We start from the raw sequence: 25,460 nt of genomic DNA, 5'->3' as shown, positions 1-25,460 counted from the left end.
CGGAGCGGCGTTGGCCGGTGGAGGTGATGGCGGGCATGAATGAATCCACCCAGCGGGCAGAGGACGACGACCCGGCCGGCGACGCCGCCGCACCGGACCCGGGCTCGGGCATCCTGCGCGTCTTCGGCCGCCAGCTGAAACGGTTCCGGGTACGGGCCGGGATGGAGCGGTCCGAATTCGGGGCGCGGCTGGGGTACTCGGCGTCGACGATCGCGGCGTACGAGCAAGGGCGGCGGGTCCCGCCGCCTCGCTTCATCGACCAGGCGGACGAGCTGCTGGACGCGGGCGAGGTCCTGAAGGAGATGAAGGAGGAGGTGGCGCGGGCGCAGTACCCGGCGTTCTTCCGGGACGCGGCGAAGCTGGAGGCGGAGGCGGTTGAGCTGCATGCCTATGACGCCCATTTGGTGAAGGGCTTGATGCAAACGGAGGACTACGCCCGCGCTGTGTTCAAGATGTGGCGTCCTCTGTTGGACGACGAGACCATCGAGCAGCGGATCGCTGCCCGACTGGCCCGCCAGGCGATCTTCACCAGGCGCCCGCAGCCTCACATGAGCTTCGTGATCGAAGAGGCCGCCCTTCACAAGCGCCTTGGGGGCCGGAATGTCTGGCGAGGCCAACTGGAACAGATCCTGCTGATCAGCCAGACGCGCAACGTCGATGTGCAGGTGATGCCGCTCGACCGTGAGGAACATGCCGGACTGGCGGGACCGTTCACCTTGATGGAGCTGAGGGACGGGCGGAGGATCGCCTACACGGAGGTCCAGAGCGACAGCCGCCTACACACAGAGCGGGGCAGGGTGCGAGGGTTGGAAGCCACGTATGGGACGCTGCGTGCTCAGGCTCTCACCCCACGGGAGTCGCAGGCTCTGATCGAGAAGTTGCTGGGAGACGGATGATCGTGAAGCAGTCGGAGCATGGCAACGAGGGACTTGCCTGGTTCAAGAGCAGCTACAGCGCCGGAGACGGTGGTGACTGCGTCGAGGTAGCTGCACGCGTGAGCAGCGTCCACGTGCGCGACTCCAAGAACACGACCCGCCCCGGGCTGGTGGTCGACGCATCTGCCTGGACTGCGTTCGTCGGCTTCGCAAGCCGGTAGCGGCGCAAGCGGTTGCCCCGGACCTCGAAGGGGCCGGGGCAGCCGCATGTCAAGCCGCGCTCTCCACGGCCGCCTTGCGCGCCGGAGGCGTCCATCGCCCGAGCTCGATCTCCTTGTCGAGCCGTGCCTGGAAGTGCGCGTGCGCGGCCCGCATCTCGGCTTCACGGTCGGCCTTGTAGAAGGGCCCGACGTAGCCGGCGGGGGGCGGGGTGTTGCCGGGGTCGGCGAGGTGGGCTTCGAAGTCGAGCCAGTCCTGCTTGGTCTGGCCGTGCCCGTAAGTGTTGTAGTTGGCGGCGATCTTGCGACCGTTTACGTCGAAGTAGGTTTGTTCCTCGTAATCGCGGAGGATCGGGAATCGCGTCCTGTAAATAGCAGCCATCTGGTCAGCAGTGATGCCAAGCCACACTGAGACGAGCGCGTCGAGCTCAACGAGGGCAGCGCGCCGTTCACACTCGGTCCGGAGCGGCGTGTCGTACTTCCAAGTGGCCGCCAGGCCCGATGCGAGGGGAGTGAGCCGCGGCCAGTCAGGGTTGGCCCAGTCTTCGTAGCCTGCCCAACGAGGGTCGTAAAGCTCTTCCCAGAGGGGGGCGTAGTGGTTAGTGAGGGCGTTGAGACGGAGAGTCCGCAGAAGTAGGGCAGGGGCCAGAGGGTGTCGAGGGTCAGGGGCGGGCATCTTGCGAGCCTCGGCTACCTGGAGGTGAGAGCGACCCGTGATGCGCAAGAGGTAGTCAAGGGGGAGTGCCGCCCAGAATCCAGCGTTAAGGGCAGTGAGAAGATTGTCTGTCATGGCCATGGTCTGCACTGTGTGAACGTGTGCGGGGCCAGGGGGGATCAGGGCGGCGAAGAGGCTACGCTCAGTGATAAAAGGAATCATGGCGCGCCATGCCAGCCGGAAGTATGACGAAGAGGGCTCGCCGTGCCAGGAGCTCTGTGACGTGAGGTAGGTGTCTCGATCGGTGGCGACGTTGTAATTGGTTGCCGGAATGTGGTCGGCTGCCATTTGATGCGCTGCGATCGTGTTCCAATCGCGATGACTCCTGCAGGGGATTCTGGGTTCCTTCGCGAAAGGATGGGCTACCGAGATGTGAGGCCCCTGGATGATCACATCAGACAGATCTTGCACCGCTTGGCTGTTCCAGCGGATCAGGCCATCTTGCTTGGCTGTGGTTTCGAGGAAACCAATTGTGATCATAGGGTCAAAGGTGGATAGGCGTGGAGTGTGGGCGGCGATAGCCTCAATTGCGCCCTCTTCGCTCACCAGAACCGGATACAGCAGCGGGGTTCGAAGTAGGGGCCCGTTGAAGTCAGTGAGCCTCTGCCATGCAGCAAGAAGCGTGATGTCAACGTGCACGACGCGACTGAGGTGCGGGCGAATGTCCCAAGTGCCGTTGTGCTTGATCCCAGGAACCGGTCCATGGCCGTCGTGGGTGAGTGAAGCTGGCAGGGTTTCAGCGCTGCGCAATTCGCTGAGATGGAGGAAGTCTGGTTCTCTTTCCGATCCGTAGATGTGAACGCCGAACTCTTGCGTTCGGCCTAGATCTTCGAAGGCCCAGTTTGCAGAGTTCATGAAATGGGCGTGTACGCGCAGGTGTCGGTATGCGGCCTCGCGAATGGCCCCTTCGTGAACTCCCCCGAAATGAGTGTCTGGGTGAATAAGGCCGCCTCGTCCAGTGTGGCCCAGGTGGCGCAAAACCTGCGCCATGAATGCGCGGTAGAGATCTCCGCGAGTTCCTACTAGAAGCGGGTAGGTGGCAGGGCTTCCCATCATTGCGACCATTCCGGTAATCATGGCCAGCTCGCGGAGCATGAACGACGCATGACTTTGCTCGCGAGCCAATGCCTCCGCTTTCCTCAGTCGCCACTCTGCCGTGCTTGGCTTCTCGGCGAGCTTGAACCAAGGGTCTAGCTCCGCCAGAACCGCATCCTCTTGCCAGTCCGGCCTCACCCAAGGTGGATTCCCCACCTGCAGATCAAACCCGCCCCGCTCCGCAAACACCTGGGCGTACTCCAACTCCCAATGGAAGAAGCCCTGCCGCTTGGCTACGTCACCCGCAACACCGGACCACGGGAACCGGCTCTCCAGCCAATGCGACCGGTCCATGCCCATCCAGCCTGGCAACTCGTCCTCGTACCGCTCCAGAACGTCGAGCGAGTCGAAGGTGGGAACCAGCGACTCCGCCGGCACGTCGTGCGTGCCGAGCAGGGCCTCGGCGAAGTCCAGCCAGTCGTCCAGGTTCGCCAGCGGGATGACTTCGCGGCGCTGGCCCGCGAACGCCTGCTCGCCCTGCCGCTTCCCCTTGCGCCGCTTGTCGATGTCGCCGCGCTTGACCTCCTTCACGGTGACGTTGCCGAGGAGGTCGACCTCCTCGTACGTACGGATGACGTCGGACGCCGCCACCCCCGCGTCACCCTGCGCGGGCACGACCTCCGCCCGCTCGTACCGCGCGTCGGTCCCGTCCAGCAGCGCGGCCTCCTGCACGGGCCAGAACCACAGCGCGCACCACGTGTCCATGAGCTTCTTCAGCCGCCAGTACGGGGTGTCCACCGCCGTGAGATCGGCCAGCACCTTCTCCCGGGGCACGGCTTCCTTCGGCCGGCGCAGCCACTCCGGCTCCGCCTCCCACACGTCCACCCGCCGGGAGATCTCCCGCTCGGAGATCGTCAGCCGCTGGACGACTAGGTCCCACAGGTACTCGGCGCGCCGGGCGAGGCCCTGCAAGCGGGCCGTCTGCTTGGCCGTCGGGGACTTGGTGACCGCCTTGCGCCACGCGCCGAGCGCCTTCGCAGCCTCCGGCGCCAGCGCTTTGGCCTCCTTCTCGGCAGCGACCGCGCCCCACTCCTTCGCGGGAAGCAGGAAGTGGTGCACCGCGCCTTCCGGCAGCGGCACACCCGCCTGCGCGTCGGCCAGCGGGTAGCGCTCCGGGGTCGTGCCCAGCCAGCCGCCCTTCTTCAGTCGTTCGGGGCCGTACACCTCGCGCCGGCCGCCGATGAGGGAGTTGCCGCGCCGCAGGTGGAGGCCGAACCAGGGGGCCTCCATGCCGGGGTGCATGGTGTTGAGCCACAACGACACCTCGGCGAGCTCGACCGCCGTCTCGTTGAGGTCGACGCCGTACGAGTTGTGGAGGGCGATGTACGCCTTGGCCTTCTGGAGTTCGACGGCGTACTGCTCGGTGTCGATGGAGCGGCCGAGTTCCTTCTGGCGGCGGCGGAGGTACTCGGCGGCGACCTGGTTGATGGCCTCGTTGAGGAACGCGCCCGAGCCGAGGGCCGGTTCGCAGATCTTCCAGTCGAGCAGCTCGCGCGCCTCGGTGACCGTGCCGTCCTGGTCCAGGCGGTGCTGGAGGGCGAGCTGCACGGTGACCTTGGTGAGGGACTCCGGGGTGTAGTAGGAGGCCGAGGTCTGGCGGTCGCGGCCGGAGAGCCGGTAGACGAACGAACCGGGGGCGTACCGGACGCGCAGCTCCTCGCCCGTGTCGCGGTCGGGCCGCCGGACGAAGACCGTGTCCGGGTACTCGTCGGCCTTCGACTTGGGCACCAGCCAGGAGCCGTCCTTCGGGTCGCCGCCCTTGGCGACCTCGTACAGCTCCTCGCCGGCGATGAAGCCGGAGTACGACATCAGGCCTTCGTACACGGCGCCGAGCTGGTTGATGCCCAGCTGGGCGTACGAGATGAAGCCGCCGCGCTCGCCCTTCTTGCCCTTGGTGAGCATGAGCTTGTGCAGGACCTCGTACAGGGTGGCGTTGCGGAGCCGGGTGTCGAGGTAGCGGACGCGCTCCCCGCGGGCGAGGGCCTCGTCGGCGTCGTGACGGGGGTCGACGACGGCGTCCGCGCCGATCAGCTTGATCGAGTCCCGCTCGAAGAGCGTGGAGTGCAGGGGTTCGAAGCGCAGGCCCAGGTCCTCGCTGGCCTTCGCGCCGACCGAGCCGACCGCGTCGGCGGTCTCCGCCGTCTCCGCCGTCTCCGCCGTCTCCGCCGTCTCGCCGTGGGTGCGGCGCGGCCGGTAGCCGTCCTGGACCTTGCGGAACAGCAGGTCCAGGGACTCGTACAGGTAGAAGCCGCGACGGGACTTCTCGTCGACGAGGTCGCGCTCCGCGACGAGTTCGCCGAGCCGCCCGAGGCCGTAGCCGAGCTGGTACTCGGGATAGTCGGACGGCAGGATGCCCAGCTCGGGGCGGGCCTCGGCGTACAGCAGGAACAGGATGCGGTAGAGGTAGCGAAGCGACTCGCGGGTCAGCTGGCGTCCGAGTGCGGGGAGTTCGCCGATGTCCTGGGGGCGTACGCCCTGCTCGCGGAGGCGTTCCAGGACCTCGTTGGCGATCAGCTCGACGCTCAGCCGCAGGCCGTCGCGCAGCTCGCTGGAGACCCCCACCGCGTGCTTGGTGGACTTGCCGACGAGTTCGGCGAGTGGGTTCTCGCCGCCTTCCTCGGGGGTGCGGAGCGAGTCGGCTCCGAACAGCGCGGCGACGGTATCGAGTTCGCCGCCCGGGCGGGTGTCGTTGCGCTGGAGCGCGAGGTCGAGGGAGACGGCGAGGTAGCGGCCCTCGCCCCAGACCATCCGGTCGGCGAGGACGACGACGCCGCCGACGAGCAGCAGGACATAGCGCGGGGCCTCGTCGCAGGCGAACAGGAACGAGGCCAGCTTGGAGCCGGTGGTCAGGCTGTTCGAGCCGTCGAGGACGACGGGGTCGAGAAGGCGGCCCGGGCCGTCGGGGTCCAGAGCGGCGTCCGCTTCGGCGGCCCAGCCGCAGTCGACGGCGACGAGGCCCTTCTCGGCGTGCGCGACCGTGATCTCGTGGCTCTGGCCCGCCCGCCAGACGGTGAGGTTGCCGGGCTTCGCGTCGTAGCCCAGTGCGCGCAGGACCTCGGCGTTCAGCGCGTGTACCCGCTCCCGCCAGGCGGGGGCGTCGTACGTCAGCGCGTCGTCGCCGGTATCGGGCGTGGACGCGGTGCCCTCGGCGTCCTCGGGGAGGGCGAAGAACGAGCGGGCCCGGAAGTAGTCGCGGCGCAGTGCCCGGAGACCGGCCCGCGGAGTGACGGGCAGGGCCTGCTTGGTGTCCTCGCGCAGGATGTCGGGGCCCTCGGAGGGCGCCGCCTCTCCCGTACCGGCCGGGGGCTTGGCGGCCTCCTCCCGCTCCTTCCAGGTCTGGAGCAGGCCCGTCTTGAGGTCCTTGGGCAGCACCTCGGCGAGGTAGTGGGCCGAGAAGTAGTCGCCGCGGTTGACCAGGGAGTCGTACGTCATGACAGTGGCTCTCTCAGAGGGCAGCGGGCGTGGCGGACGGGGAGGAGGACGCGGCCGGTGGTGCGTCGGGGTCGGGCAGCAGCACCGCGAGGACGCGCAGCATCGGGCGCTGCCCGGTGGTCAGCAGGTCATCGGCGAGGTCGGTGAGCCGCCGCTTGGTGTGCTCGCCCGCCAGCGTGGGCTGCTCCCAGTCGCCGAGGCGCAGCTTGTGGCGCTCGATCGACTCGCGCAGCGGCCGGTCCCAGGCGTCCCGGTGCCGCTCCATGAAGGCCTCGGCGGCCTCCAGTACGGCGGGAATGGCGGCGGCCAGCGGGGCGGGGTCCCGGTGGCGGAGCTTGTTCGCCATCGTCGGGCCGACCCCGGAGCGGCGCAGCAGCGACACCATGTCGTCGTCCACGGCCCCGCTGCGCGTCACGCCCATCCACTTGACGACCGTCGGCCGGCCCAGGGCGTTCGAGTACACGCCCTGGACGAGATAGGTGGGCTCCGCCACCTCCGCCGTGATCATCGGCGCCTCCTGGCGCCCGAGCCGGACGAGGACCTTGTCCGTCAGCCACTCGACCACCGGGTGCAGGTCCGTCAGCAGCGAGATCTCCGGCCAGCTGGAGGTGGAACCCGCCTCGTGGGCCCGCTGGAGCGAGTGCTGGGCGAGCCGCCGGTTGAAGGTGACCAACAGCCGCTCGCGCAGTCGCTGTTCGCGCAGGTAGTCCACGGGCAGCGCCTTGAGGCGGTGGAGGAGGTCGGCCGGGGGACGGAAGGACAGCAGGCCCGACTGCTCGTCACGGTCGAGGTCCAGGCGGTCGCGGGCGTCCGGATACACCTCGCGCAGCGCCTCGTCCAGGAAGTGGGCGGTCGAGTCGAAGAGGCGGGGGAGGACGGAGCCCGTGGCCACTTCCGTACCGGTGGCGCCTCCGGCCGTCTCGTGGGCGGACTCCTCGGCCGCGGTGCCGTCCCCCGCCTGCGGCTCGTCACCGACCGCGCCGAAGAAGTCCGCCAGGAAGTCGTCCATGGCATCCGTTCCGGCGTCCTCGCCGGACCGGCGCCCGTCGAGGGACTCGTCCACGGTCCTGCCGCGCAGCAGATCCTGGATGAGGGATTTCTCCTCGGCCTCCGCGCGGTAGAGGCCGGTGACGGCCTCCGCCGTGCCGAGCGAACGGTGCGCCTGGTCCTCGCGCTCCAGGAGCCGTTCGGAGACCAGGGTGTCGTCCTTCGCGCCCTCGGTGCCGCTGGTGAGGATCAGGGCGCGGAACTGCGGCGGGCGGGCCTGCCCGTAGCGGTCGATGCGGCCGTTGCGCTGCTCGATGCGGATCAGCGACCACGGCACGTCGTAGTGGACCAGCTGGTGGCACTGGCGGTGCAGGTTGACGCCTTCGGAGGCCACGTCGCCCGTCAGCAGGATCCGTACCGGAGCGCCGGCCAGTCCGAACTCCTCCACGACGCGCATCTGCTGCTCGTCGGAGAGACCGCCGTGCATGACGCGCAGGCAGTCCTTCGCGGTCCGGCCCCGGAAGCCGAGGGCGGCGGGCAGGACGGTGGCGAGCCACTCCAGCGTCTGGACGCGCTCCGAGAAGACCACGACGCGGGTGTCGGAGGACGGGCCGACGCCGATGCCCTTCAGCTGTTCCACCAGCGCGGCGAACTTCGCCGAGTCCGCCTCGGTCAGGTCGGCGGTCAGTTCCGCGAGCCGGCGCAGTGCGGCGAGCTCCGCGCCCGTGGCGCGGGGGTCGTCCTTCTTCTCCAGGGTCTTGATGCGGGCGCTCACGGTGGCCTTGAGCGCCGCGTGAGAGGAGAGGAAGGACTTGAGGAGCGTGTACGGGAAGAGCGGGACGGAGCTCACGGACGGGCTGCCGTCGCGCGGCAGCCAGACGGCCGCCAGCTCCTCGAAGATCCGCTCCTCGGCCGGGGTGGCCGGACAGTGCACGGCCTGGGACGGTCCGCGGTCCGCCCACTGGCCCTTCATCTGCTCGCGGACCTCGGTGCTGACCTTCGTACGGCGGATGAAGAGGTGCTCGATGTCCTCGGCCCGGTAGTTCTCCGGGTCGCGGATCGCCGCCGGGTCCAGCAGGGCGATCAGCTCGGCGAACGACCTGGCGTCGCCGTTGTGCGGCGTGGCCGACGCGAGGATCAGGGCGTCGGTGCGCGGCGCCAGGGTCTGGGCGAGCTGGTTGCGCAGGGAGCCGCGGTTGATCAGGTTGTGCGACTCGTCGATGACGACCGCGTCCCAGCGGATCTGCTCCAGGTGGTGGCGGTACTGGTCGGTGTTCTTCAGCGTGTCGATCGAGACGATCACGCGCTTGAAGAAGGTGAACGGGTTCCGTCCCGCGGGGATCTCGCGCTGGATCCGCTCGATGCCCACCGAGTCCAGGCGGACCAGCGGAATGGCGAACCGCGTCCACAGCTCGTGCTGGAACTGCTCCAGGACGTGCTGGGGCGTGACGACGAGGATGCGCTCGCCCCGGCCGCGCCGGATGAGCTCCGCGAGCGTCAGACCGATCTCCAGCGTCTTGCCCAGACCCACCACGTCCGCGATCAGCAGCCGGGGACGCAGATTGGCACCGGAGAGCGCGAGCTCGGCGGGGCGGCGCTGGTAGGGGAGCGGGTCCAGGAGGAAGGAGTCCGCGAGCGCGAGCCGCCGCTCGGACTGGGGCAGCGCCGTGCGGCGGAGCACGGCCTCCAAGAACAGCCGGGAGCGCCGGTAGGTGGGGGAGTCGTCCGCGATCAGCCGGGTGTCGCGCGGGTCGATGAGCTCGACGGTGTCCAGGCCGGTGAAGAACACGGCCTCCTGGTCTCGTACGAAGTCGGACACCCCGACCACCTCGACCCGGGTGCCGTCGTCGGTGGTCGGCACCGCGTTCCTGACCAGCCACACCTCGTCGCGTACGAGGACCTGCGCGCCTGCCGGGAACTGCTCCTGCCCCGCCGCGACCGACGCGTCGCCGTGCTGCTCGGGGCTGGTCTGGACGGCGGTCACCCGTGTCCTCCTGTGGTGTTTCGTGACGGTTGTGGCAGACCCCTCAGTATCGCGGGTCCGTCGGCATCGGGAGACCGCCGGTGTCAGAACGCCGCCTGGGCCGCGTACACCTCGCGGAGCCGCTGTGCGGTGATCCGGGCCTGGGCGGAATGGAGCCGCTGCCCGGAGCGGCCGCGAGGAGCGCGGGGAGCGGTCGGCGGCGTGGACGACGGATTGTCCGTGCCCATGGCGGGTTCCGGGACGGCGGGTGCGGACGAGGGCGCGGCGGTTCCGGACCGCGGCCCGGGACGGTCGACGAGCGTAGGGGTCGGCTCGGGGGCGGCCTGCTCGTCTGCGTCAGGCGCGGGGGCGGCCGGCGGGGCGGCGTCCGGGGAGAGCACCTCGGTCGGTCCTGTCGTCGGCGACGTGCTCGGCCCGGGGACCGCCGGGACGGTGGGCGGCAGCGGGAGGACGACCGTCGGCGGCAGGCTGTCCAGCGGATGCGAGGGAGCCGCCGTGTGCGTCGTGAGCCGGCGCCGCGCCTGGGCGACCTTGAAGCCCTGCGCCTCGATGACCGCCCGGCACTGCTGGACGACGTCGCTCAGCGCCGGCCGGTCCTCGGCCCGGTGCGCGAGCATCGCCGTCAGCAGGGGCACCAGCTCGTCGGGGACCCCCGACAGGTCAGGAGCCGTCTCCGGGTCCGTGACCTGGTGGAAGAGGACGTGGATGTTCGCGGCCTGGTACGGGAGGTGACCGGAGGCGGCGAACAGCATCACGGCGCCGAGCGCGTGCACGTCGACCGCAGAGGTCAGCGGCCGGTCGCCTCGCGCCTGTTCGGGCGCCATACAGGCCGGGGTGCCGACCACGGCGTTGGGCGCGGTCAGGGACACGCTCGACTCGGCGAACACCGCGAGGCCGAAGTCGATGACCTTCGGCCCGTTGGGGCCGAGTAGCACGTTCGCGGGCTTGAGGTCACGGTGCAGCAGACCCTGCTTGTGCACGGTGGCGAGCGCTTCGGCGAGCGTCGCCCCGAGGGAGGCGGCGAGCAGCGAGGGAAGCGGGCCGTGCAAGGCCACGTGCCGGCTCAGGTCGGGGCCCTCGATGTACTCGGTGGCCAGCCACGGCGGATCGGCCTCCGCGTCGGCGTCGAGCAGCGCCGCGATCCGCGCACCCCAGATCGTCTTGAGGATCTCCACTTCCTGGGCGAAGCGCTGCCGGGTCTCGGAGTCCACGACCGACGGCTTGATCACCTTGACGGCCGCGGGCTCCCCGCCGGGTGACTCGCCCAGGTACACCTGCCCCATGCCACCGTGCCCGATGCGGCCGAGCAGCTCGTAGCCGCCCAGCTCGACGGGGTCACGCGGGCTGAGGGGAGCGATGTGCACGAGGGGCCTTTCTGCTCGTGAGCGTGAGGACGGAGCTGTGACGTGTCCGGTCGCACCGCACACGGTATCCGGCTGGAGACCGGTGCCATACGGGCGCGGAGGCGGCCGGCTATCCGAGGTCCCGCCTGCGCTCCGCGAGGCACCGGACCCAGAGTTCGTGGGCCCGTCGTGCCTCGTGCATCGAAGTCCGGGCGAAGGCCTCGTCGGCGAAACCCACGGCCGCGACCTGCTCCACCACGTGGACGAGGTGCGCGGCCACCTCGCGGAGGCGTTCGGCGTGCGCCTCACGCAGCCGTGGCGCCAGCTCCTCCTCGCGGGCGGCAAAGGCCATCAGGTCGTCGAAACCGGCGTCGTCCGCGTACGCGGAAGGGAGTGCGGGCAGGTCCGCCCCGGTGAGAGGGCGCACGGCCGGCAGGGCGCGCTCGGCGGCCTCCTCCCGCCCGAGGACACGGTGCAGCAGCTCCCGGGCGCGGTCCGTGCCGCGGACGCGAGCGGAGACCGCGTCCAGGGCGTCCAGCTCCAGGCCGACACCCGGCTCGTCCTCCGCCGCGAGCAGGGCGCTCAGCCGGACGGCGATCGCCTGGCCCGTGGCCGACGCGTCGTCGATGACCTCGTAGCAGGCGTCGAGCTCCTCGAAGGCGCGCTCCGCCGTGCGGATGGCGGCCGTCACCATGGCCGGGGTGTCACCGTCGAACCGGCCTACCGCCTGGGCGAGCTGCGCGGACGTCATGGACACCGCCGCCAGCAGGTCCTCGGTGTGCCGCTGCCTGGTCGGTCCGCTCGTCGTTCCGGTGCCCACCGTTCCCCCTCGCCGTGCCGGTGCTCCGCTCCCCGATCATGGACGTCGGCCGCCGTGCACGGCAACGCGCGGCCGGATCTGTGCCGGCCGAGGCGTCGGAGTTGGCCGGAAATACGCGAAACGACGCCGAAGTGGATCACGAGCGCCCCACAATGCACCCGGCCGTACCCTCCGACCCAAGGACACCGATGCTCGATTCGTACCCGGAGTTCCAGCTGCGCCTGCCGTACGGCGGGCCCACGGCCAGAGGCCGGCTGCTGACCGAGAGCGGGACCAACGGCAGCCAGAAGATGGTGGTGCTCGCGGGCTCCCCGGCGCGACCCGTCGTCGTCCCGTCGTTCCCGGAGAAGACGCCTTCCTCGTACCGCCTGCGCGAACGGCTCATCGCGGAAGGGGTGATACGCGAAACGTCCACGCGGCCGGGCTGGCTCGAAGTGGTCGAGGACGTGGAGTGCAACTCGCCCTCCGCGGCGGGGGAGATCCTCCTGGGCCGCAGCAGCAACGGATGGATGGAGTGGAAGACCGAGGACGGCCGGCCGCTCGCCGACTTCCTCGGCCAGGTGTGGTCGGGTCCGAGCCGCGCCTGGCTGGTGCGGGGGCCGCACTCGGCCGGCCCCGACCTGTTCCGGCGCGCGTGGCTCCCCGAAGGCAGGGTGTCCCTGACCGCCGCCCACCTGCGCCCCGCCGCCACCCAGGGCATCAGCAAGGAACAGCTGCGCACCTTCGTCGACGAGGACTACGGGGCGACGGCGACGTACACCGAGAAGCCGCAGCTCGTCGAGGAGCTGCACGCCTTCCTCTCCCGGATGCGGCCCGGCGACACGGTGTGCGCACTCTCCGACGGCCGGCTCCACACCGGGAAGATCACCGGCAACGTCGAGCACCTCGTCGCCGACGACGGAAGCCACGTTCTCTGGCGTCCCGTGGAGTGGGGAGGCGACGGCTTCCCCGTGGACGAACTGCCGCAGGAACTACGCCAGAAGCTCTCGTCGCGCCACGACGTGGTCGACCTCACCACCGTCAAGGCCATCGTCGACGGTCTCGGGGTCAGCGACGAGGAGCTGGTGGAGGAGGCCCTGGCCGATGGCTCCATGATCAGCGCCGAGCCCCTGGCCGTCACCGCCCGCCGCGACGTGGAGCTGCCCGAGCCCACCGAGGAGCTGCGGAAGGAGCTCCACGTGCACCGCCTCGAATGGCTGCGGGAGATCAGGCAACTGCTCCACGACGAGAAGCAGCTGATCTTCTACGGGCCTCCCGGGACGGGCAAGACCTTCCTGGCGCAGGAGCTCGCCGAGTTCTTCGGCGGCGGGCCGGAACAGGTCGAACTGGTCCAGTTCCACCCGTCGTACTCCTACGAGGACTTCTTCGAGGGCTTCCGCCCCCGCGAGGACCCCGGCACGCGCGAGGTCGCCTTCCGGCTCACGGCCGGCCCCTTGCGCGAGTTCGCCGAACTGGCCCGCAGGGAGGGCAACCGGCACATCCCGCACTTCCTGGTCATCGACGAGATCAACCGGGCCAACCTCGCCAAGGTCTTCGGCGAGCTGTACTTCCTCCTCGAATACCGCGACCGGTCAGTGCGGCTGACCTACTCGGACGAGGACTTCTCCCTGCCCCGCAACCTCTTCGTCATCGGCACCATGAACACGGCCGACCGCTCGATCGCCCTCGTCGACGCGGCGATGCGTCGGCGCTTCGCGTTCGTCGAGCTGTCCCCGCGCATCGATCCCACCCGAGGGCTGCTGCGCTCCTGGCTGGAGTCAAAGGAGAAGGAACCCGAACCCGCGGACCTGCTCGATGCCCTCAACGCCCGTATCGACGAACCCGACTTCAAGATCGGGCCCTCGTACCTGATGAAGCCCGGCGTGTACCGCGAGGGCGGACTGGAACGGACCTGGCGGACCAAGATCCTCCCGCTCCTGGAGGAGCACCACTACGGCGAAGGCGTGGACATCGAGGGTCGCTACGGCCTGCCGGCACTGCGCAGGGCGCTCGCCTCACGCACCACCTCGCCCGAACCGGGCGACGGGACCGACGCGCAGTGACCTCCGACGTCCCGCTCGTCGAACACGGACCCGCGCGCTCGGTCCGGCTCCCCGACGCCGTGGGCCGCGCACTGGCCGCGTCCAGGATCCTGGAAGAGGCCGGTCCGGACCCTTACGACCCGGGCGCCTGGCGACTGCGCGCCGGCAGCAGGGTAGGCGCCGTCACACTCACCGTGCCCGGCGGTGAAGGCGTCACGGTGCGGATCACCCCCAAGGTGCCGATCGCCCGCCTGCTCTTCCTGCTCGGCTACAGCAGCGACCCCCGGGGCTGGAAGGACGGCACTGTGGACCTGGCTGCGCACGAAGACCTCCTCCCGGCGTTCGCGCACGCCGTCGAGCGCCAGATCGACCGCGCACTGCGGCAGGGCCGGCTCCAGGGCTACCAGACGGCCGAGGAGTCGTCCCCCGTCGTACGCGGCCGGCTCCGCGAGTCCGAACAGATCCGCCGCCGGTTCGGCATGCCCGTGCCCGCGGAGGTGACGTACGACGAATTCACCACGGACATTGCCGAGAACCGCATCCTCCGCACGGCTGTCGACCGCCTCCTGCGCCTCCCCGGTGTCCCCCGGACCGTACGTACGCGCCTGATGCACCAGCGGTCCCGGCTGGTGGACATCACACCGCTCACCCGGGGGCAGACACCACTCGGCTGGCATCCGACGCGGCTCAACACCCGTTATCACCCGGCGCTCCACCTCTCCGAGGTGGTGCTGAGGGGATGGTCGGCCGAGCACCTGCCCGGGCAGCTGCGCATGAACGGCTTCCTGTTCGACATGAACGGCATCTACGAGGACTTCGTCTGTACGGCACTACGGGAGGCCATGCGTCCCTACGGTGGGAGGAGTGTCCTCCAGGCCCGGAACATCCACATGGACGAAGGGGATGCGATCCGTCTGCGACCCGATTTCGTCTGGTACGGAGAGTCCGGCACCCCACTGATCGTCGCGGACGCCAAGTACAAGGCCCGCAGAAAACCCGGCCTTCCGAATGAGGACCTGTACCAAATGCTGGCCTACTGCACTGCCCTGGGGCTGCCGGAGGGGCACCTGGTGTACGCGAAGGGCAACGCTCCACACATCAGCCACCGTGTGCGACATGCCGGTACCGTCCTCCACCAGCACGCCATCGACTTGGACCAGCAGGCCGCGGGGTTGCTTGCCGAGGTCGACGCACTGGCTCGGCACATGCTTCGCGGCTCAGCAATATCGCGTCAGGGCGGGGCACCCTCTGGGCGGTCCTTGCGTACTTGAGCCGGCGCACATGACGCACGGCCGCGCATCCCGAGTCGCTGACGGCCGTTGAACCGGAGCTTCTCCGATTGGGCGGCTGCTCTGCATGATTCTGATGGCATCACGCAGAGCACCGACCACGACGCCCCCAGGCTCCAGAGGTCGGCAGTTTCTCGGCCCCGGCCCACAGAGTCCCAGACAAGTCCCACAGGCGCTGGCGAATCCCCTCCTGGCTCGCATACCTGCAGGTCAGGAAGGGATCAGCGGCATTGCTTCTGAAGGCGGTCAGATGTCGCGGAAGATCTCGATCTGCGCGCCGACCGAGTTCAGGCGCTCCGCCAGGTCCTCGTACCCGCGGTTGATGACGTACACGTTCCGCAGGACCGACGTGCCCTCGGCCGCCATCATCGCCAGCAGGACGACCACCGCCGGGCGCAGGGCCGGCGGGCACATCATCTCCGCGGCGCGCCAGCGGGTCGGGCCCTCGACGAGGACGCGGTGGGGGTCCAGGAGTTGGAGGCGGCCGCCGAGGCGGTTGAGGTCGGTGAGGTAGATCGCGCGGTTGTCGTAGACCCAGTCGTGGATGAGGGTCTTGCCCTGGGCCGTGGCCGCGATGGCCGCGAAGAAGGGGACGTTGTCGATGTTCAGGCCCGGGAAGGGCATCGGGTGGATCTTGTCGATCGGCGCCTCCAGCTTGGAGGGCCGGACCGTCAGGTCGACCAGGCGGGTGCGGCCGTTGTCGGCGGGGTACTCCGCCGAGCGGTCGTGGTCCAGGCCCATCTCCTCCAGGACCGCGAGCTCGATCTCCATGAACTCGATCGGCACCCGACGGATCGTCAGCTCCGACTCGGTGACGACGGCCGCGGCCAGCAGGCTCATCGCCTCGACCGGGTCCTCCGAGGGGGAGTAGTCCACGTCCACGTCGATCTGGGGCACGCCGTGCACGGTCAGCGTGGTCGTGCCGATGCCGTCCACCCGTACGCCCAGGGCTTCGAGGAAGAAGCACAGGTCCTGGACCATGTAGTTGGACGAGGCGTTGCGGATGACGGTGACGCCGTCGTGGCGGGCGGCGGCGAGGAGCGCGTTCTCGGTCACCGTGTCGCCGCGCTCGGTCAGCACGATCGGGCGGTCGGGGACGACCGACGGCTCGACCTGCGCGTGGTAGAGGCCCTCGGTCGCGGTGATGTCCAGGCCGAAGCGGCGCAGCGCGATCATGTGCGGCTCGATGGTGCGCGTACCGAGGTCGCAGCCGCCCGCGTACGGCAGCTTGAAGCGGTCGAGGCGGTGCAGCAGCGGGCCGAGGAACATGATGATCGAGCGGGTGCGGATCGCGGCCTCGGCGTCGATCGCCTCCATGTCCAGCTCGGCCGGCGGAACGATCTCCAGGTCGACGCCTTCGTTGATCCAACGGGTGCGTACACCGATGGAGTTGAGGACCTCCAGGAGCCGGAAGACCTCCTCGATCCGGGCGACGCGGCGCAGGACCGTACGGCCCTTGTTGAGGAGCGAGGCGCAGAGCAGCGCGACACACGCGTTCTTGCTCGTCTTGACGTCGATGGCGCCGGAGAGCCGACGGCGGCCGACGACCCGCAGATGCATGGGGCCGGCGTAACCCAGGGACACGATCTCGCTGTCGAGTGCTTCGCCGATGCGTGCGATCATCTCAAGGCTGATGTTCTGGTTGCCGCGTTCGATGCGGTTGACGGCGCTCTGGCTGGTGGCCAGGGCCTCGGCGAGCTGTGTCTGCGTCCAGCCGCGGTGCTGGCGGGCGTCACGGATGAGCTTGCCGATGCGTACGAGGTAGTCGTCTGCCATGGCGTCACGTTATCTCAGATATGAGATGACGCTCGCGAGGGGGTGGACCGTCAGGGTGACGGAGTGTGCGCAATGGGGTGACGCGGTTCATAGAGCGGCAGTTCGGCGCCGCTCGGCAGCCGGATGGCGGCGAGCAGCCCCCAGCCCTGATCGGTGATGGGCCGTGAGATCTCGGTCCCGCGGTCCTCGAGCGTGGTCAGCGTGCCGGTGATGTCGTCGCACATCAGATAGAACTCGTGCTTCGATTCGGCCGGGGAGGGGTGTACGGCGACCTCCGCCGGCGGCAGCCTGAAGATGAGCCAGCCCTCGCCCGCGTCGACGTGGTCGAACTCGAGCACGTCCCTGAGGAACGCGCGATCCGCGTCCGCGTCGGAGGTGTAGAGGATCACATGCGCGCCGCTGAACATGGACCGATCCTCGCCTCCCGCCCGGAGCGCGGCAATCGCTCCGCGGCCGTACGGGGGTCCTTCCTCCGGCCCCGTCGCGGCCCGAGCGCTCCCGAGTGCTCGCCGCCCCCGGGTCGACCCCGGTCATGCTTTGTGCGCCCGAGGGCATGCCGGGCATGACCCGGCGGCGGTCATGTACTAGAGTTATCTCGACATCGAGATATCTGCCGAAAGACGCACCGCAGCCGCGCCAGCCGGTAAGGGTTACCTAACTAAGTCTTACCTTAGCGGACCGGCGAGGAGCCATCGCGGCAGGATGCGGTCAGAACGCGCACATTGATGAAGGAGACTGTCGTGTCGGCGAACAGCTTCGACGCCCGCAGCACGCTGCGCGTGGGCGACGAGTCGTACGAGATCTTCAAGCTGGACAAGGTCGAGGGCTCCGCGCGCCTCCCCTACAGCCTGAAGGTGCTCCTGGAGAACCTGCTCCGCACCGAGGACGGCGCGAACATCACCGCCGACCACATCCGTGCGCTCGGCAGCTGGGACTCGCAGGCGCAGCCCAGCCAGGAGATCCAGTTCACGCCGGCCCGCGTGATCATGCAGGACTTCACCGGTGTGCCCTGCGTCGTCGACCTCGCCACCATGCGTGAGGCCGTCAAGGAGCTCGGCGGCGACCCGGCGAAGGTCAACCCGCTCTCCCCGGCCGAGCTGGTCATCGACCACTCCGTCATCGCCGACAAGTTCGGTACGAAGGAGGCCTTCGGCCAGAACGTCGAGCTGGAGTACGGCCGCAACAAGGAGCGCTACCAGTTCCTGCGCTGGGGCCAGACCGCCTTCGACGACTTCAAGGTCGTCCCCCCGGGCACCGGCATCGTCCACCAGGTCAACATCGAGCACCTGGCCCGTACCGTCATGGTCCGCAACGGCCAGGCGTACCCCGACACCCTCGTCGGCACCGACTCGCACACCACCATGGTCAACGGCCTCGGCGTGCTGGGCTGGGGCGTCGGCGGCATCGAGGCCGAGGCCGCCATGCTCGGCCAGCCGGTCTCCATGCTCATCCCGCGCGTCGTCGGCTTCAAGCTGACCGGCGAGCTGCCCGCCGGCACCACCGCCACCGACCTCGTGCTCACGATCACCGAGATGCTGCGCAAGCACGGCGTCGTCGGCAAGTTCGTCGAGTTCTACGGTGAGGGCGTCGCCGCCACCTCCCTCGCGAACCGCGCCACCATCGGCAACATGTCGCCCGAGTTCGGCTCCACCGCCGCGATCTTCCCGATCGACGGCGAGACCCTGAACTACCTCAAGCTCACCGGCCGCTCCGAGCAGCAGGTCGCGCTCGTCGAGGCGTACGCCAAGGAGCAGGGCCTCTGGCTGGACCCGTCCGCCGAGCCCGACTTCTCCGAGAAGCTGGAGCTCGACCTCTCCACGGTCGTCCCCTCCATCGCCGGCCCGAAGCGCCCGCAGGACCGCATCGTCCTCGCGAACGCCGCCGCGCAGTTCGCCCAGGACGTCCGCAACTACGTCGACGACGTGGACGAGGCGGGCAAGGAGTCCTTCCCGGCCTCCGACGCCCCGGCGAACCACCCCGACGGCGCCCCGTCGAAGCCGGTCACCATCACGGCCCCCGACGGCTCGACCTACGAGATCGACCACGGCGCCGTCACCGTCGCCGCGATCACCTCCTGCACCAACACCTCGAACCCGTACGTCATGGTCGCCGCCGCGCTCGTCGCGAAGAAGGCCGTGGAGAAGGGCCTGACCCGCAAGCCGTGGGTCAAGACCACCCTCGCCCCGGGCTCGAAGGTCGTCACCGACTACTTCGACAAGGCGGGCCTGACCCCGTACCTCGACAAGGTCGGCTTCAACCTCGTCGGCTACGGCTGCACCACCTGCATCGGCAACTCCGGCCCGCTGCCGGAGGAGGTCTCCAAGGCCGTCAACGAGCACGACCTCGCGGTCACCTCGGTGCTGTCCGGCAACCGCAACTTCGAGGGCCGGATCAACCCCGACGTCAAGATGAACTACCTGGCCTCCCCGCCGCTGGTCGTCGCGTACGCCCTCGCGGGCTCCATGAAGGTGGACATCACCAAGGACGCGCTCGGCATCGACACCGAGGGCAAGCCGGTCTACCTGGCCGACATCTGGCCCTCGGAGGCCGAGGTCAACGACGTCGTCGCCAACGCCATCGGCGAGGACATGTTCAACAAGTCCTACCAGGACGTCTTCGCGGGCGACGCCCAGTGGCAGGCGCTGCCGATCCCGACCGGCAACACCTTCGAGTGGGACCCGCAGTCCACCTACGTCCGCAAGCCCCCGTACTTCGAGGGCATGACGATGGAGACCACCCCGGTCACCGACATCAGCGGCGCGCGCGTGCTGGCGAAGCTGGGCGACTCGGTCACCACCGACCACATCTCCCCGGCCGGCGCCATCAAGGCCGACACCCCGGCCGGCAAGTACCTCACCGAGCACGGTGTGGAGCGTCGTGACTTCAACTCCTACGGCTCGCGCCGAGGCAACCACGAGGTCATGATCCGCGGCACGTTCGCCAACATCCGCCTGCGCAACCAGATCGCGCCGGGCACCGAGGGCGGCTACACCCGCGACTTCACGAAGGACGGCGCCCCCGTCTCCTTCATCTACGACGCCTCGCGCAACTACATCGAGCAGGGCATCCCGCTCGTCGTGCTCGCGGGCAAGGAGTACGGCTCCGGCTCGTCCCGCGACTGGGCCGCCAAGGGCACCGCGCTCCTCGGCGTCAAGGCCGTCATCGCCGAGTCGTACGAGCGCATCCACCGCTCGAACCTCATCGGCATGGGCGTCCTGCCGCTGCAGTTCCCGGAGGGCGCCTCGGCGGCCTCCCTCAGCCTGACCGGCGAGGAGACCTTCTCCTTCACCGGCGTCACCGAGCTGAACGAGGGCCGCACCCCGCGCACGGTCAAGGTCACCACCGACACCGGTGTCGAGTTCGACGCGGTCGTCCGCATCGACACCCCGGGTGAGGCGGACTACTACCGCAACGGCGGCATCATGCAGTACGTGCTGCGGAACCTGATCCGCGGCTGATCCACACGGCCACCCGGCACACGGACCGGCCGCCACCCCGCTCGGGGTGGCGGCCGGTCCGCGTCGTTCCCGCGCCCTATCCTGCGCGCCATGGACGGTGACAACGGCCTCGACAGCGATCTGGACCGGCTCGACCGCGACGCGCTCGTCGCAGAGGTGCGGCGGCTGCGGGCCGGTATCCGCGCCCACCGGGACAGCTCGGGCCACGACCTGTGCTGGCACCACCCGCGGCTGTGGGGACTGCTGCCCGAGCGCGTCGAGCCGGAGGTGGCCGTTCCGCCCTGGCCCCGGTTCCTGCGCGGCTGCGTCCGCTACCGCGAGGCCCTGGACCGCGAACTCCCGGCCGCGCCCACGCACGACCGGGAGTACGAAGGCCCCGGGAGCTAGGCGCTTGCGTTCAGATCATCCGATCGTCGGGCCGGGTGTGCCGACGGTGCCTCGCGGCAGAGGGGGATAGGATGCCCGCTCGACCCGTTCCCGTGCGAGGAGGAGCACATGCTGGATGAGGTGACCACCAGGTTCATCGGGACAGCGGCGAAGCTGGCCCCCGACGTGCTCGCCTCCGTCTACGAACACATGGTGCGCCTCCGCGGCCAAGGAGGCCGCGAGGCGAGCCGCGCGCTCAAGCTCTCCGCTTCGCACGAGTCCGAGTTGCAGGCCAAGGTCACGTCGACCCTGCTGGCGCGTGCCGAGGAACTGAACTCGTTCCGCTCCGGCCTGCTCTCGAACGCCAAGTCCGCGTACGTCATTGCCGCACGGGCGGTTCACCGTCGCGAAACGCTCGCGCGAGAGCATTACGACGTGATCCTCCGGCCTTTCGCCGCGGCGGGCGTCGAGATCCCGCTCCGCGAGGACGATCCGGCGTCATGACCGTCGGTCAGTGCCAGTTTTCAGCCCGGTAGACGTACCAGAGCGCCGCCAGGCCCTCAGCCCGTGAGGCCTCGGCCGCCATGGCCATGGCCTCGGCCCGGTCGTAGGGATCTTGAGGCCTCCTGTCCGGCACGGACCGTGTCATGACCAGGTACCCGCACGCTGTGCGCTGCCACGCCGCGTGTGAGGCGGCCGAACCGCTCGACACGGCGTCGTAGGACGGATCGCCCGACGGGGACCGCGACGGATTCACGAGCGGCTCGCCCCGCGGTACCGGCCACTCCCGCACCCCCTCGCCGTCCCTGTACACGGCCACCTTCTGGGCATGGCGAAGAACCATGTAGCCCATGGGGATCCACTGGACCAGATGTCCGCCGTAGTCCTTGTCGGGATCGGCGAACGCGTACGTGGTCCGGCGCCAGCCGTAGATCAGGTACGGCGCGGTCTCCCCGTCGCCCTCACCGCTCAACGGGTCGATGCGGTCGGCCTCGACGGGCGGGTAAGGGTAGGGATCTTCCATACCCCGATCGTGCCAGACGGCTCGTCGCGCTCGCCGGGCAGTCGTCGCAATGGCCGTCCGGCTCAGCCGGGGCCCCTGTGTGGGGCCCCGGCCGCGTGCCGGTGAGCGCGAACGGTCGTGGAGTCCACCGAGACCGCCCGGTTCGACAAGGTGTCGCCGTCCGCCGCCAGGGCTCGCGGACCAGGCGAGACTTCCACGGACACGACCTAGGACAGCAGCTCCACCTCCGCCAGCGTCGCGCCCGCGCCGGCCGCCACCAGGCGATACTTCGCGTACGTGCCCGGTGCGGCGACCGTGAAGGCCCGCGTCTGACGGTCCCAGGTGAAGGACTCGCCCGTCCGCCGGTCCAGGTCCGTCCAGCCGGCGCCGTCCGCCGAGCCCTGGAGGACCCAGCCCGCCGGCGCCTTGTCCCGTACGGACGAGGTCAGCGTGTACTGGACCGCGCGGACCGGCTTCGCCACCGGCAGCTCCACGGAGGCGACGGGGGCCGCCGTGGCCGAGGTGTCGTCGAAGAGCGCCCCGGTCCCGCTGATCGCGTCCGTGCGCGGCGCGGGCACCTTGTCGTCCCGGGTGATCGAGACCGGGCCGGCGTCGGCGCCCGTGCCCCAGGCCGACGGCCTCGGGCCCATCTCGAACTTCAGCGTGCCGCCCCGGGCGAGGAGGTTGTGCGGCAGCGCGGTGGAGTTCCACCGCTCACCGTTCACCTTCACCCCCTGGACGTAGATGTTCCGCGCGCTGTTCCTGGGCGCCTCGACGACCAGCGTGCGTCCGTTGTCCAGACGCAACGTCACCTTCTTGAACAGGGGCGAGCCGATCGCGTACTCGCCGCTGCCCATCACCAGCGGATAGAAGCCGAGCGCGGAGAAGAGATACCAGGCGGACTGCTCGCCGTTGTCCTCGTCGCCGTGGTAGCCCTGGCCGATCTCACTGCCGGTGTAGAGCCGGGAGAGCACCTCGCGGACCTTCTCCTGCGTCTTCCAGGGCTGCCCGGCCGCGTTGTACATGTACGGGACGTGGTGGGCGACCTGGTTGGAGTGGCCGTACATGCCCATCCGGACGTCGCGTGCCTCGGTCATCTCGTGGATGACGCTGCCGTAGGAGCCGACGAACTCCGGGCTCGCCGTCTCCGGGGTGGAGAAGTACGAGTCCAGCTTCCCGCCGAGGCCGGAGCGGCCGCCGTAGAGGTTCGCCAGACCACGCGAGTCCTGCGGCGCGGTGAACGCGTAACCCCAGCCGTTGGTCTCGGTGTAGTCGTGGCCCCAGATCCTCGGGTCGTACCGGTCGGAGGGCACCCGCCACGCGCCCTTGAGGTCGCGGCCCTGGAAGAAGCCGGCCTTCGCGTCGAAGAGGGAGACGTACTTCTGGGCCCGGGAGAGGAAGTACGCGGCCTCCTCCTGGTACCGCTTCTTTCCGGTCTTCTTGTGCAGCGCCTCGGCCATCTTCGCGATGCCGTAGTCGTTCAGATAGCCCTCCAGGGACCAGGACAGTCCCTCGTGGGTCTCGGTCGAGGCGTACCCGAGGAAGGGGGAGGTCTCCATGCCCTTGCGGCCGACACCACGGCTCGGCGGGACGACGGTCGCGTTCTTCAGAGCGGCCTCGTACGCCGCCTCGGCGTCGAAGTCCACGCCCTTGACGTAGGCGTCGGCGAACGCCACGTCGGAGGAGGTGCCGGTCATCAGATCGGCATAGCCGGGGGAGGACCAGCGGGAGATCCAGCCGCCGTCCTTGTACTGCTGCACGAAGCCGTCGACCAGCTCACCGGCCTTGTTCGGGGTGAGGAACGAGTAGGCGGGCCAGGTCGTGCGGTAGGTGTCCCAGAAGCCGTTGTTGACGTACACCTTCCCGTCGACGATCTTCGCGCCGGTACGGGTCGGGGTGTCGGGGCCGGCCATGGGGGAGAAGGGGCTGGCGTACTGGTGCTTAGAACCCACCTTCTCGAAACCGGAGTTGGGGTAGAGGTAGAGCCGGTACAGGCTGGAGTAGAGCGTGACGAGCTGGTCGTGGGTGGCGCCCTCGACCTCCACCCGGCCGAGGATCGCGTCCCAGGCGTCCTGCGCCCGGTCCTTCACCGTCTCGAAGCCGGTGCCGGCCGGGATCTCGTCCGCGAGGTTCGCCTTGGCCTGGTCGACGGAGATCAGTGAGGTGGCGAGGCGCAGGGTCACCGTGCGGTCCGCGCCCGCGTCGAAGCGGAGATGCCCCTTCACGCCCTGCGCGGCGGAGGCGGTGACCGGGGCGTCGAAGACGCCGTACACGAACATCCGGGTCGCGCCGGTCGAGAGGCCGCTCTTCACGTCGGAGAACCCGGTGAAGGAGCCGGTCGCCGCGTCGAGCGTCAGGCCGCCCTCCTCGGTGACGTTGTCGAAGACGACGCTCGCCTCCTGGCCCGGGTAGGTGAAGCGCATCATCGCCGCGTGATCGGTCGGGGCCATCTCGGCCTTCAGGCCGTTCTCGAAGGTGACGCCGTAATAGTGCGGCCTGGCCGTCTCCTTCTCGTGGCGGAAGGCCAGAGCCCGCTTGACCCGGTCGGTCTCCGGCGTTCCGGCGGCCGCGGACGGCATCACCTGGAAGGTCTGGCGGTCGCCCATCCAGGGGCTCGGCTCATGGCTCGCGGCGAACGCCTGCACCGTGGGCAGATTGTCGGCGTTGTTGCCGCGCGCGTACTCGTACAGCCAACTCTTGGAGGCCGAATTGGTGACGGGTGTCCAGAAGTTGAAGCCATGCGGGACAGCGGTGGCGGGGAAGGTGTTGCCGCGCGAGAAGGAGCCGCTGGAGTTGGTGCCGCGGGTCGTCGAGGCGTAGTCGGAGAGCCGGTCGAGCCGCTGCTCCGGCGCCTTCGGCCGCAGCTCGATGTCGTCGATCCAGCCCTGGAACTTCGCGGGCCCCTGGGGCGAGTCGTACGCCACCAGGATCCGGTCCACGGTCTTGCCGGCCGCGACCGAGCCGATCCGTGCGCTCACCTGGTTCCACTGGTTGACGTAGAGCCGCTTGGCCGCGCCCTGGCCCCGCGGGGTGAGGAGCCCGCCGTGGGTGTCGGTGGCGCGCAGCTCGCTCAGATAGGTGCCGTCGGTGAAGGCCAGGTCCACGGAGACGTGCGTGGCCGGATAGTCGAGGTCGGTCTCGGGGAGCGACGGGAAGATCCGGTACGACAGCTCGGTGTTCCGGACGATCGCCGTGTCCACGTCGAACACCTTGTTGTACGAGTAGGCCCGCCCGTCCGCCTTGTGCGTACCGGCGTAGCGCAGCGCCCGCTTGCCCGTGAAGCCCGCGTTGGCCTTGGCGGTGGGGGAGCCGCCGGGGCCGCGGTCGACATGGCTGCGCATCTCCTCGGGGACGGGGGTGGAGGTGTCCCCGTTCGAGAACTGAACGTCGGCGAGCTGGGTGAGACCTGCGCCGCCGTTCTTGGTGATCTCCAGCCGGTAGTGGGAGTAGGCCGTGTCACCGGTGAAGTCGTACGTCTTCGTCTCGAAGCGCTTGGCGAAGCTCTGGCCGGCCCTCGTGTCGAGGACCTTCCACTCCTTGCCGTCCGCCGAGCCCTTGAGGGTCCAGTCGCGCGGGTCGCGCTCGGCGGCGTCGTTGGCCGACGTCATCGCGTACGTGACGACCTTGACCGGCTCGGCCAGGTCGAACTCGATCCAGGCGGTCGGTTCGAAGACCAGCCACTTGGTTCCCGGCTGGAGGTCGACCAGGTTCTCCTTGGTCTCGCCCGCGCTCGCGTGTTCGCCGCTGGCGCGCAGCTCCACCACCTTGTCGGTGACATTGCCGGGGATGCCACTGGCGAAGCCGCCGTCCACCCCCGATGTCCTCTTCGTTCCGTCAGGACCGACTTCGACGGTGTCACGCCAGGTCGGCTGGGTTTCGTCCGGCTCGAAGGAGGTCGTGAACTCCCGCACCGGCGTGCCGGGTCGAGCGGGGAGGGCGAAGGAGGTGGAGGGCGCCGCCGTCACGATCAGCGCGGCGGCCGCGAGGAGGGCGGCCGCCCGGGTGTGCGGGTACACGCGCCTGCTTCTGTGCGTGGGTCGAGGTCTCGGTCCGGGGCGAAGTCGGGCCTGCATTCGGT

Annotated in this window: 15 protein-coding genes; 7 read left to right on the top strand and 8 right to left on the bottom strand. The window is 69.5% G+C overall.

The genetic code is table 11. The annotated features are described in order from the left end of the window. Positions 1-35 precede the first annotated feature (35 nt). Both ABZY12_RS15430 and ABZY12_RS15425 read left to right on the top strand, forming a co-directional pair. On the top strand, positions 36-896 hold the full coding sequence (locus ABZY12_RS15430; protein WP_356890421.1) for a helix-turn-helix transcriptional regulator: 861 nt from the start codon (positions 36-38) through the stop codon (positions 894-896). Beyond that, a complete protein-coding gene (locus tag ABZY12_RS15425) occupies positions 893-1,096 on the top strand; it encodes a DUF397 domain-containing protein (protein WP_356890325.1) in 204 nt (67 codons plus the stop codon). Before ABZY12_RS15430 ends, ABZY12_RS15425 begins: the two co-directional genes overlap by 4 nt. A gap of 49 nt (positions 1,097-1,145) precedes the next feature. Here the strand turns inward: ABZY12_RS15425 and ABZY12_RS15420 are convergent, their stop codons facing one another. The 4 genes from ABZY12_RS15420 to ABZY12_RS15405 form a co-directional block, all read right to left on the bottom strand. Further along, positions 1,146-6,335, bottom strand: a complete 5,190-nt coding sequence (locus ABZY12_RS15420) for a class I SAM-dependent DNA methyltransferase (RefSeq protein WP_356890323.1) — start codon at positions 6,333-6,335, stop codon at positions 1,146-1,148. A 13-nt stretch (positions 6,336-6,348) separates the two neighbouring features. Beyond that, entirely contained in the window at positions 6,349-9,306 is a 2,958-nt protein-coding gene (locus ABZY12_RS15415) for a DEAD/DEAH box helicase (RefSeq protein ID WP_356890321.1), read from the bottom strand. Between the two features lie 83 nt (positions 9,307-9,389). After that, the gene (locus tag ABZY12_RS15410; RefSeq protein WP_356890319.1) at positions 9,390-10,670 is read right to left on the bottom strand and encodes a protein kinase; all 1,281 of its coding nucleotides are present in this window, start codon (positions 10,668-10,670) and stop codon (positions 9,390-9,392) included. A 109-nt stretch (positions 10,671-10,779) separates the two neighbouring features. Beyond that, a complete protein-coding gene (locus ABZY12_RS15405; protein WP_356890317.1) occupies positions 10,780-11,469 on the bottom strand; it encodes a hypothetical protein in 690 nt (229 codons plus the stop codon). 188 nt (positions 11,470-11,657) lie between these two features. Here ABZY12_RS15405 and ABZY12_RS15400 point away from each other — a divergent pair, with 188 nt between their 5' ends. Both ABZY12_RS15400 and ABZY12_RS15395 read left to right on the top strand, forming a co-directional pair. After that, a complete protein-coding gene (locus ABZY12_RS15400; protein ID WP_356890315.1) occupies positions 11,658-13,511 on the top strand; it encodes a DUF4357 domain-containing protein in 1,854 nt (617 codons plus the stop codon). Further along, on the top strand, positions 13,508-14,761 hold the full coding sequence (locus ABZY12_RS15395) for a restriction endonuclease (protein ID WP_356890313.1): 1,254 nt from the start codon (positions 13,508-13,510) through the stop codon (positions 14,759-14,761). The genes ABZY12_RS15400 and ABZY12_RS15395 overlap by 4 nt, the downstream gene beginning before the upstream one ends. A gap of 264 nt (positions 14,762-15,025) precedes the next feature. Here ABZY12_RS15395 and ABZY12_RS15390 read toward each other — a convergent pair whose 3' ends face one another. Next, positions 15,026-16,555 (bottom strand): UDP-N-acetylglucosamine 1-carboxyvinyltransferase, encoded by a 1,530-nt coding sequence (locus tag ABZY12_RS15390; protein WP_356890311.1) that lies wholly within the window; start codon positions 16,553-16,555, stop codon positions 15,026-15,028. Between the two features lie 50 nt (positions 16,556-16,605). Beyond that, positions 16,606-16,962 carry a VOC family protein gene (locus tag ABZY12_RS15385; protein ID WP_356890309.1) on the bottom strand — a complete coding sequence of 119 codons (357 nt, stop codon included), beginning with the start codon at positions 16,960-16,962 and terminating at the stop codon, positions 16,606-16,608. Between the two features lie 333 nt (positions 16,963-17,295). Between ABZY12_RS15385 and acnA the strand changes: the two genes are divergently transcribed. The 3 genes from acnA to ABZY12_RS15370 all read left to right on the top strand — a co-directional run bounded on the left by acnA (position 17,296) and on the right by ABZY12_RS15370 (position 20,883). Continuing rightward, positions 17,296-20,013: an aconitate hydratase AcnA gene (acnA, locus tag ABZY12_RS15380; protein ID WP_356890307.1), complete on the top strand. Its 2,718-nt coding sequence runs from the start codon at positions 17,296-17,298 to the stop codon at positions 20,011-20,013. A 90-nt stretch (positions 20,014-20,103) separates the two neighbouring features. Continuing rightward, on the top strand, positions 20,104-20,400 hold the full coding sequence (locus tag ABZY12_RS15375; protein ID WP_356890305.1) for a hypothetical protein: 297 nt from the start codon (positions 20,104-20,106) through the stop codon (positions 20,398-20,400). Positions 20,401-20,508: 108 nt separating this feature from the next. Further along, entirely contained in the window at positions 20,509-20,883 is a 375-nt protein-coding gene (locus ABZY12_RS15370; protein WP_356890303.1) for a hypothetical protein, read from the top strand. A 7-nt stretch (positions 20,884-20,890) separates the two neighbouring features. On the opposite strand, the gene ABZY12_RS15365 is transcribed toward ABZY12_RS15370, so the two are convergent. Both ABZY12_RS15365 and ABZY12_RS15360 read right to left on the bottom strand, forming a co-directional pair. Next, positions 20,891-21,403, bottom strand: coding sequence for a hypothetical protein (locus ABZY12_RS15365; protein WP_356890301.1), 513 nt, complete (start codon positions 21,401-21,403; stop codon positions 20,891-20,893). A gap of 206 nt (positions 21,404-21,609) precedes the next feature. Continuing rightward, on the bottom strand, positions 21,610-25,455 hold the full coding sequence (locus ABZY12_RS15360; RefSeq protein ID WP_356890299.1) for a GH92 family glycosyl hydrolase: 3,846 nt from the start codon (positions 25,453-25,455) through the stop codon (positions 21,610-21,612). Between the last annotated feature and the right edge of the window lie 5 nt (positions 25,456-25,460).

The sequence above is a fragment of the Streptomyces sp. NPDC006551 genome (assembly GCF_040611675.1).
In the GTDB taxonomy this organism is placed as follows: domain Bacteria; phylum Actinomycetota; class Actinomycetes; order Streptomycetales; family Streptomycetaceae; genus Streptomyces.
The sequence above is the reverse complement of the archived record's forward strand: the minus strand, read 5'-3'. Positions and strand labels throughout refer to the sequence as shown.

What these genes read in the sequence shown, in the direction of transcription:
- ABZY12_RS15430 (WP_356890421.1), top strand. Translation starts at nt 36, where the DNA reads ATGAATGAATCCACCCAGCGGGCAGAGGACGACGACCCGGCCGGCGAC.
- ABZY12_RS15425 (WP_356890325.1), top strand. Translation starts at nt 893, where the DNA reads ATGATCGTGAAGCAGTCGGAGCATGGCAACGAGGGACTTGCCTGGTTC.
- ABZY12_RS15420 (WP_356890323.1), bottom strand. Translation starts at nt 6,335, where the DNA reads ATGACGTACGACTCCCTGGTCAACCGCGGCGACTACTTCTCGGCCCAC.
- ABZY12_RS15400 (WP_356890315.1), top strand. Translation starts at nt 11,658, where the DNA reads ATGCTCGATTCGTACCCGGAGTTCCAGCTGCGCCTGCCGTACGGCGGG.
- ABZY12_RS15390 (WP_356890311.1), bottom strand. Translation starts at nt 16,555, where the DNA reads ATGGCAGACGACTACCTCGTACGCATCGGCAAGCTCATCCGTGACGCC.
- ABZY12_RS15385 (WP_356890309.1), bottom strand. Translation starts at nt 16,962, where the DNA reads ATGTTCAGCGGCGCGCATGTGATCCTCTACACCTCCGACGCGGACGCG.
- ABZY12_RS15375 (WP_356890305.1), top strand. Translation starts at nt 20,104, where the DNA reads ATGGACGGTGACAACGGCCTCGACAGCGATCTGGACCGGCTCGACCGC.
- ABZY12_RS15370 (WP_356890303.1), top strand. Translation starts at nt 20,509, where the DNA reads ATGCTGGATGAGGTGACCACCAGGTTCATCGGGACAGCGGCGAAGCTG.
- ABZY12_RS15365 (WP_356890301.1), bottom strand. Translation starts at nt 21,403, where the DNA reads ATGGAAGATCCCTACCCTTACCCGCCCGTCGAGGCCGACCGCATCGAC.
- ABZY12_RS15360 (WP_356890299.1), bottom strand. Translation starts at nt 25,455, where the DNA reads ATGCAGGCCCGACTTCGCCCCGGACCGAGACCTCGACCCACGCACAGA.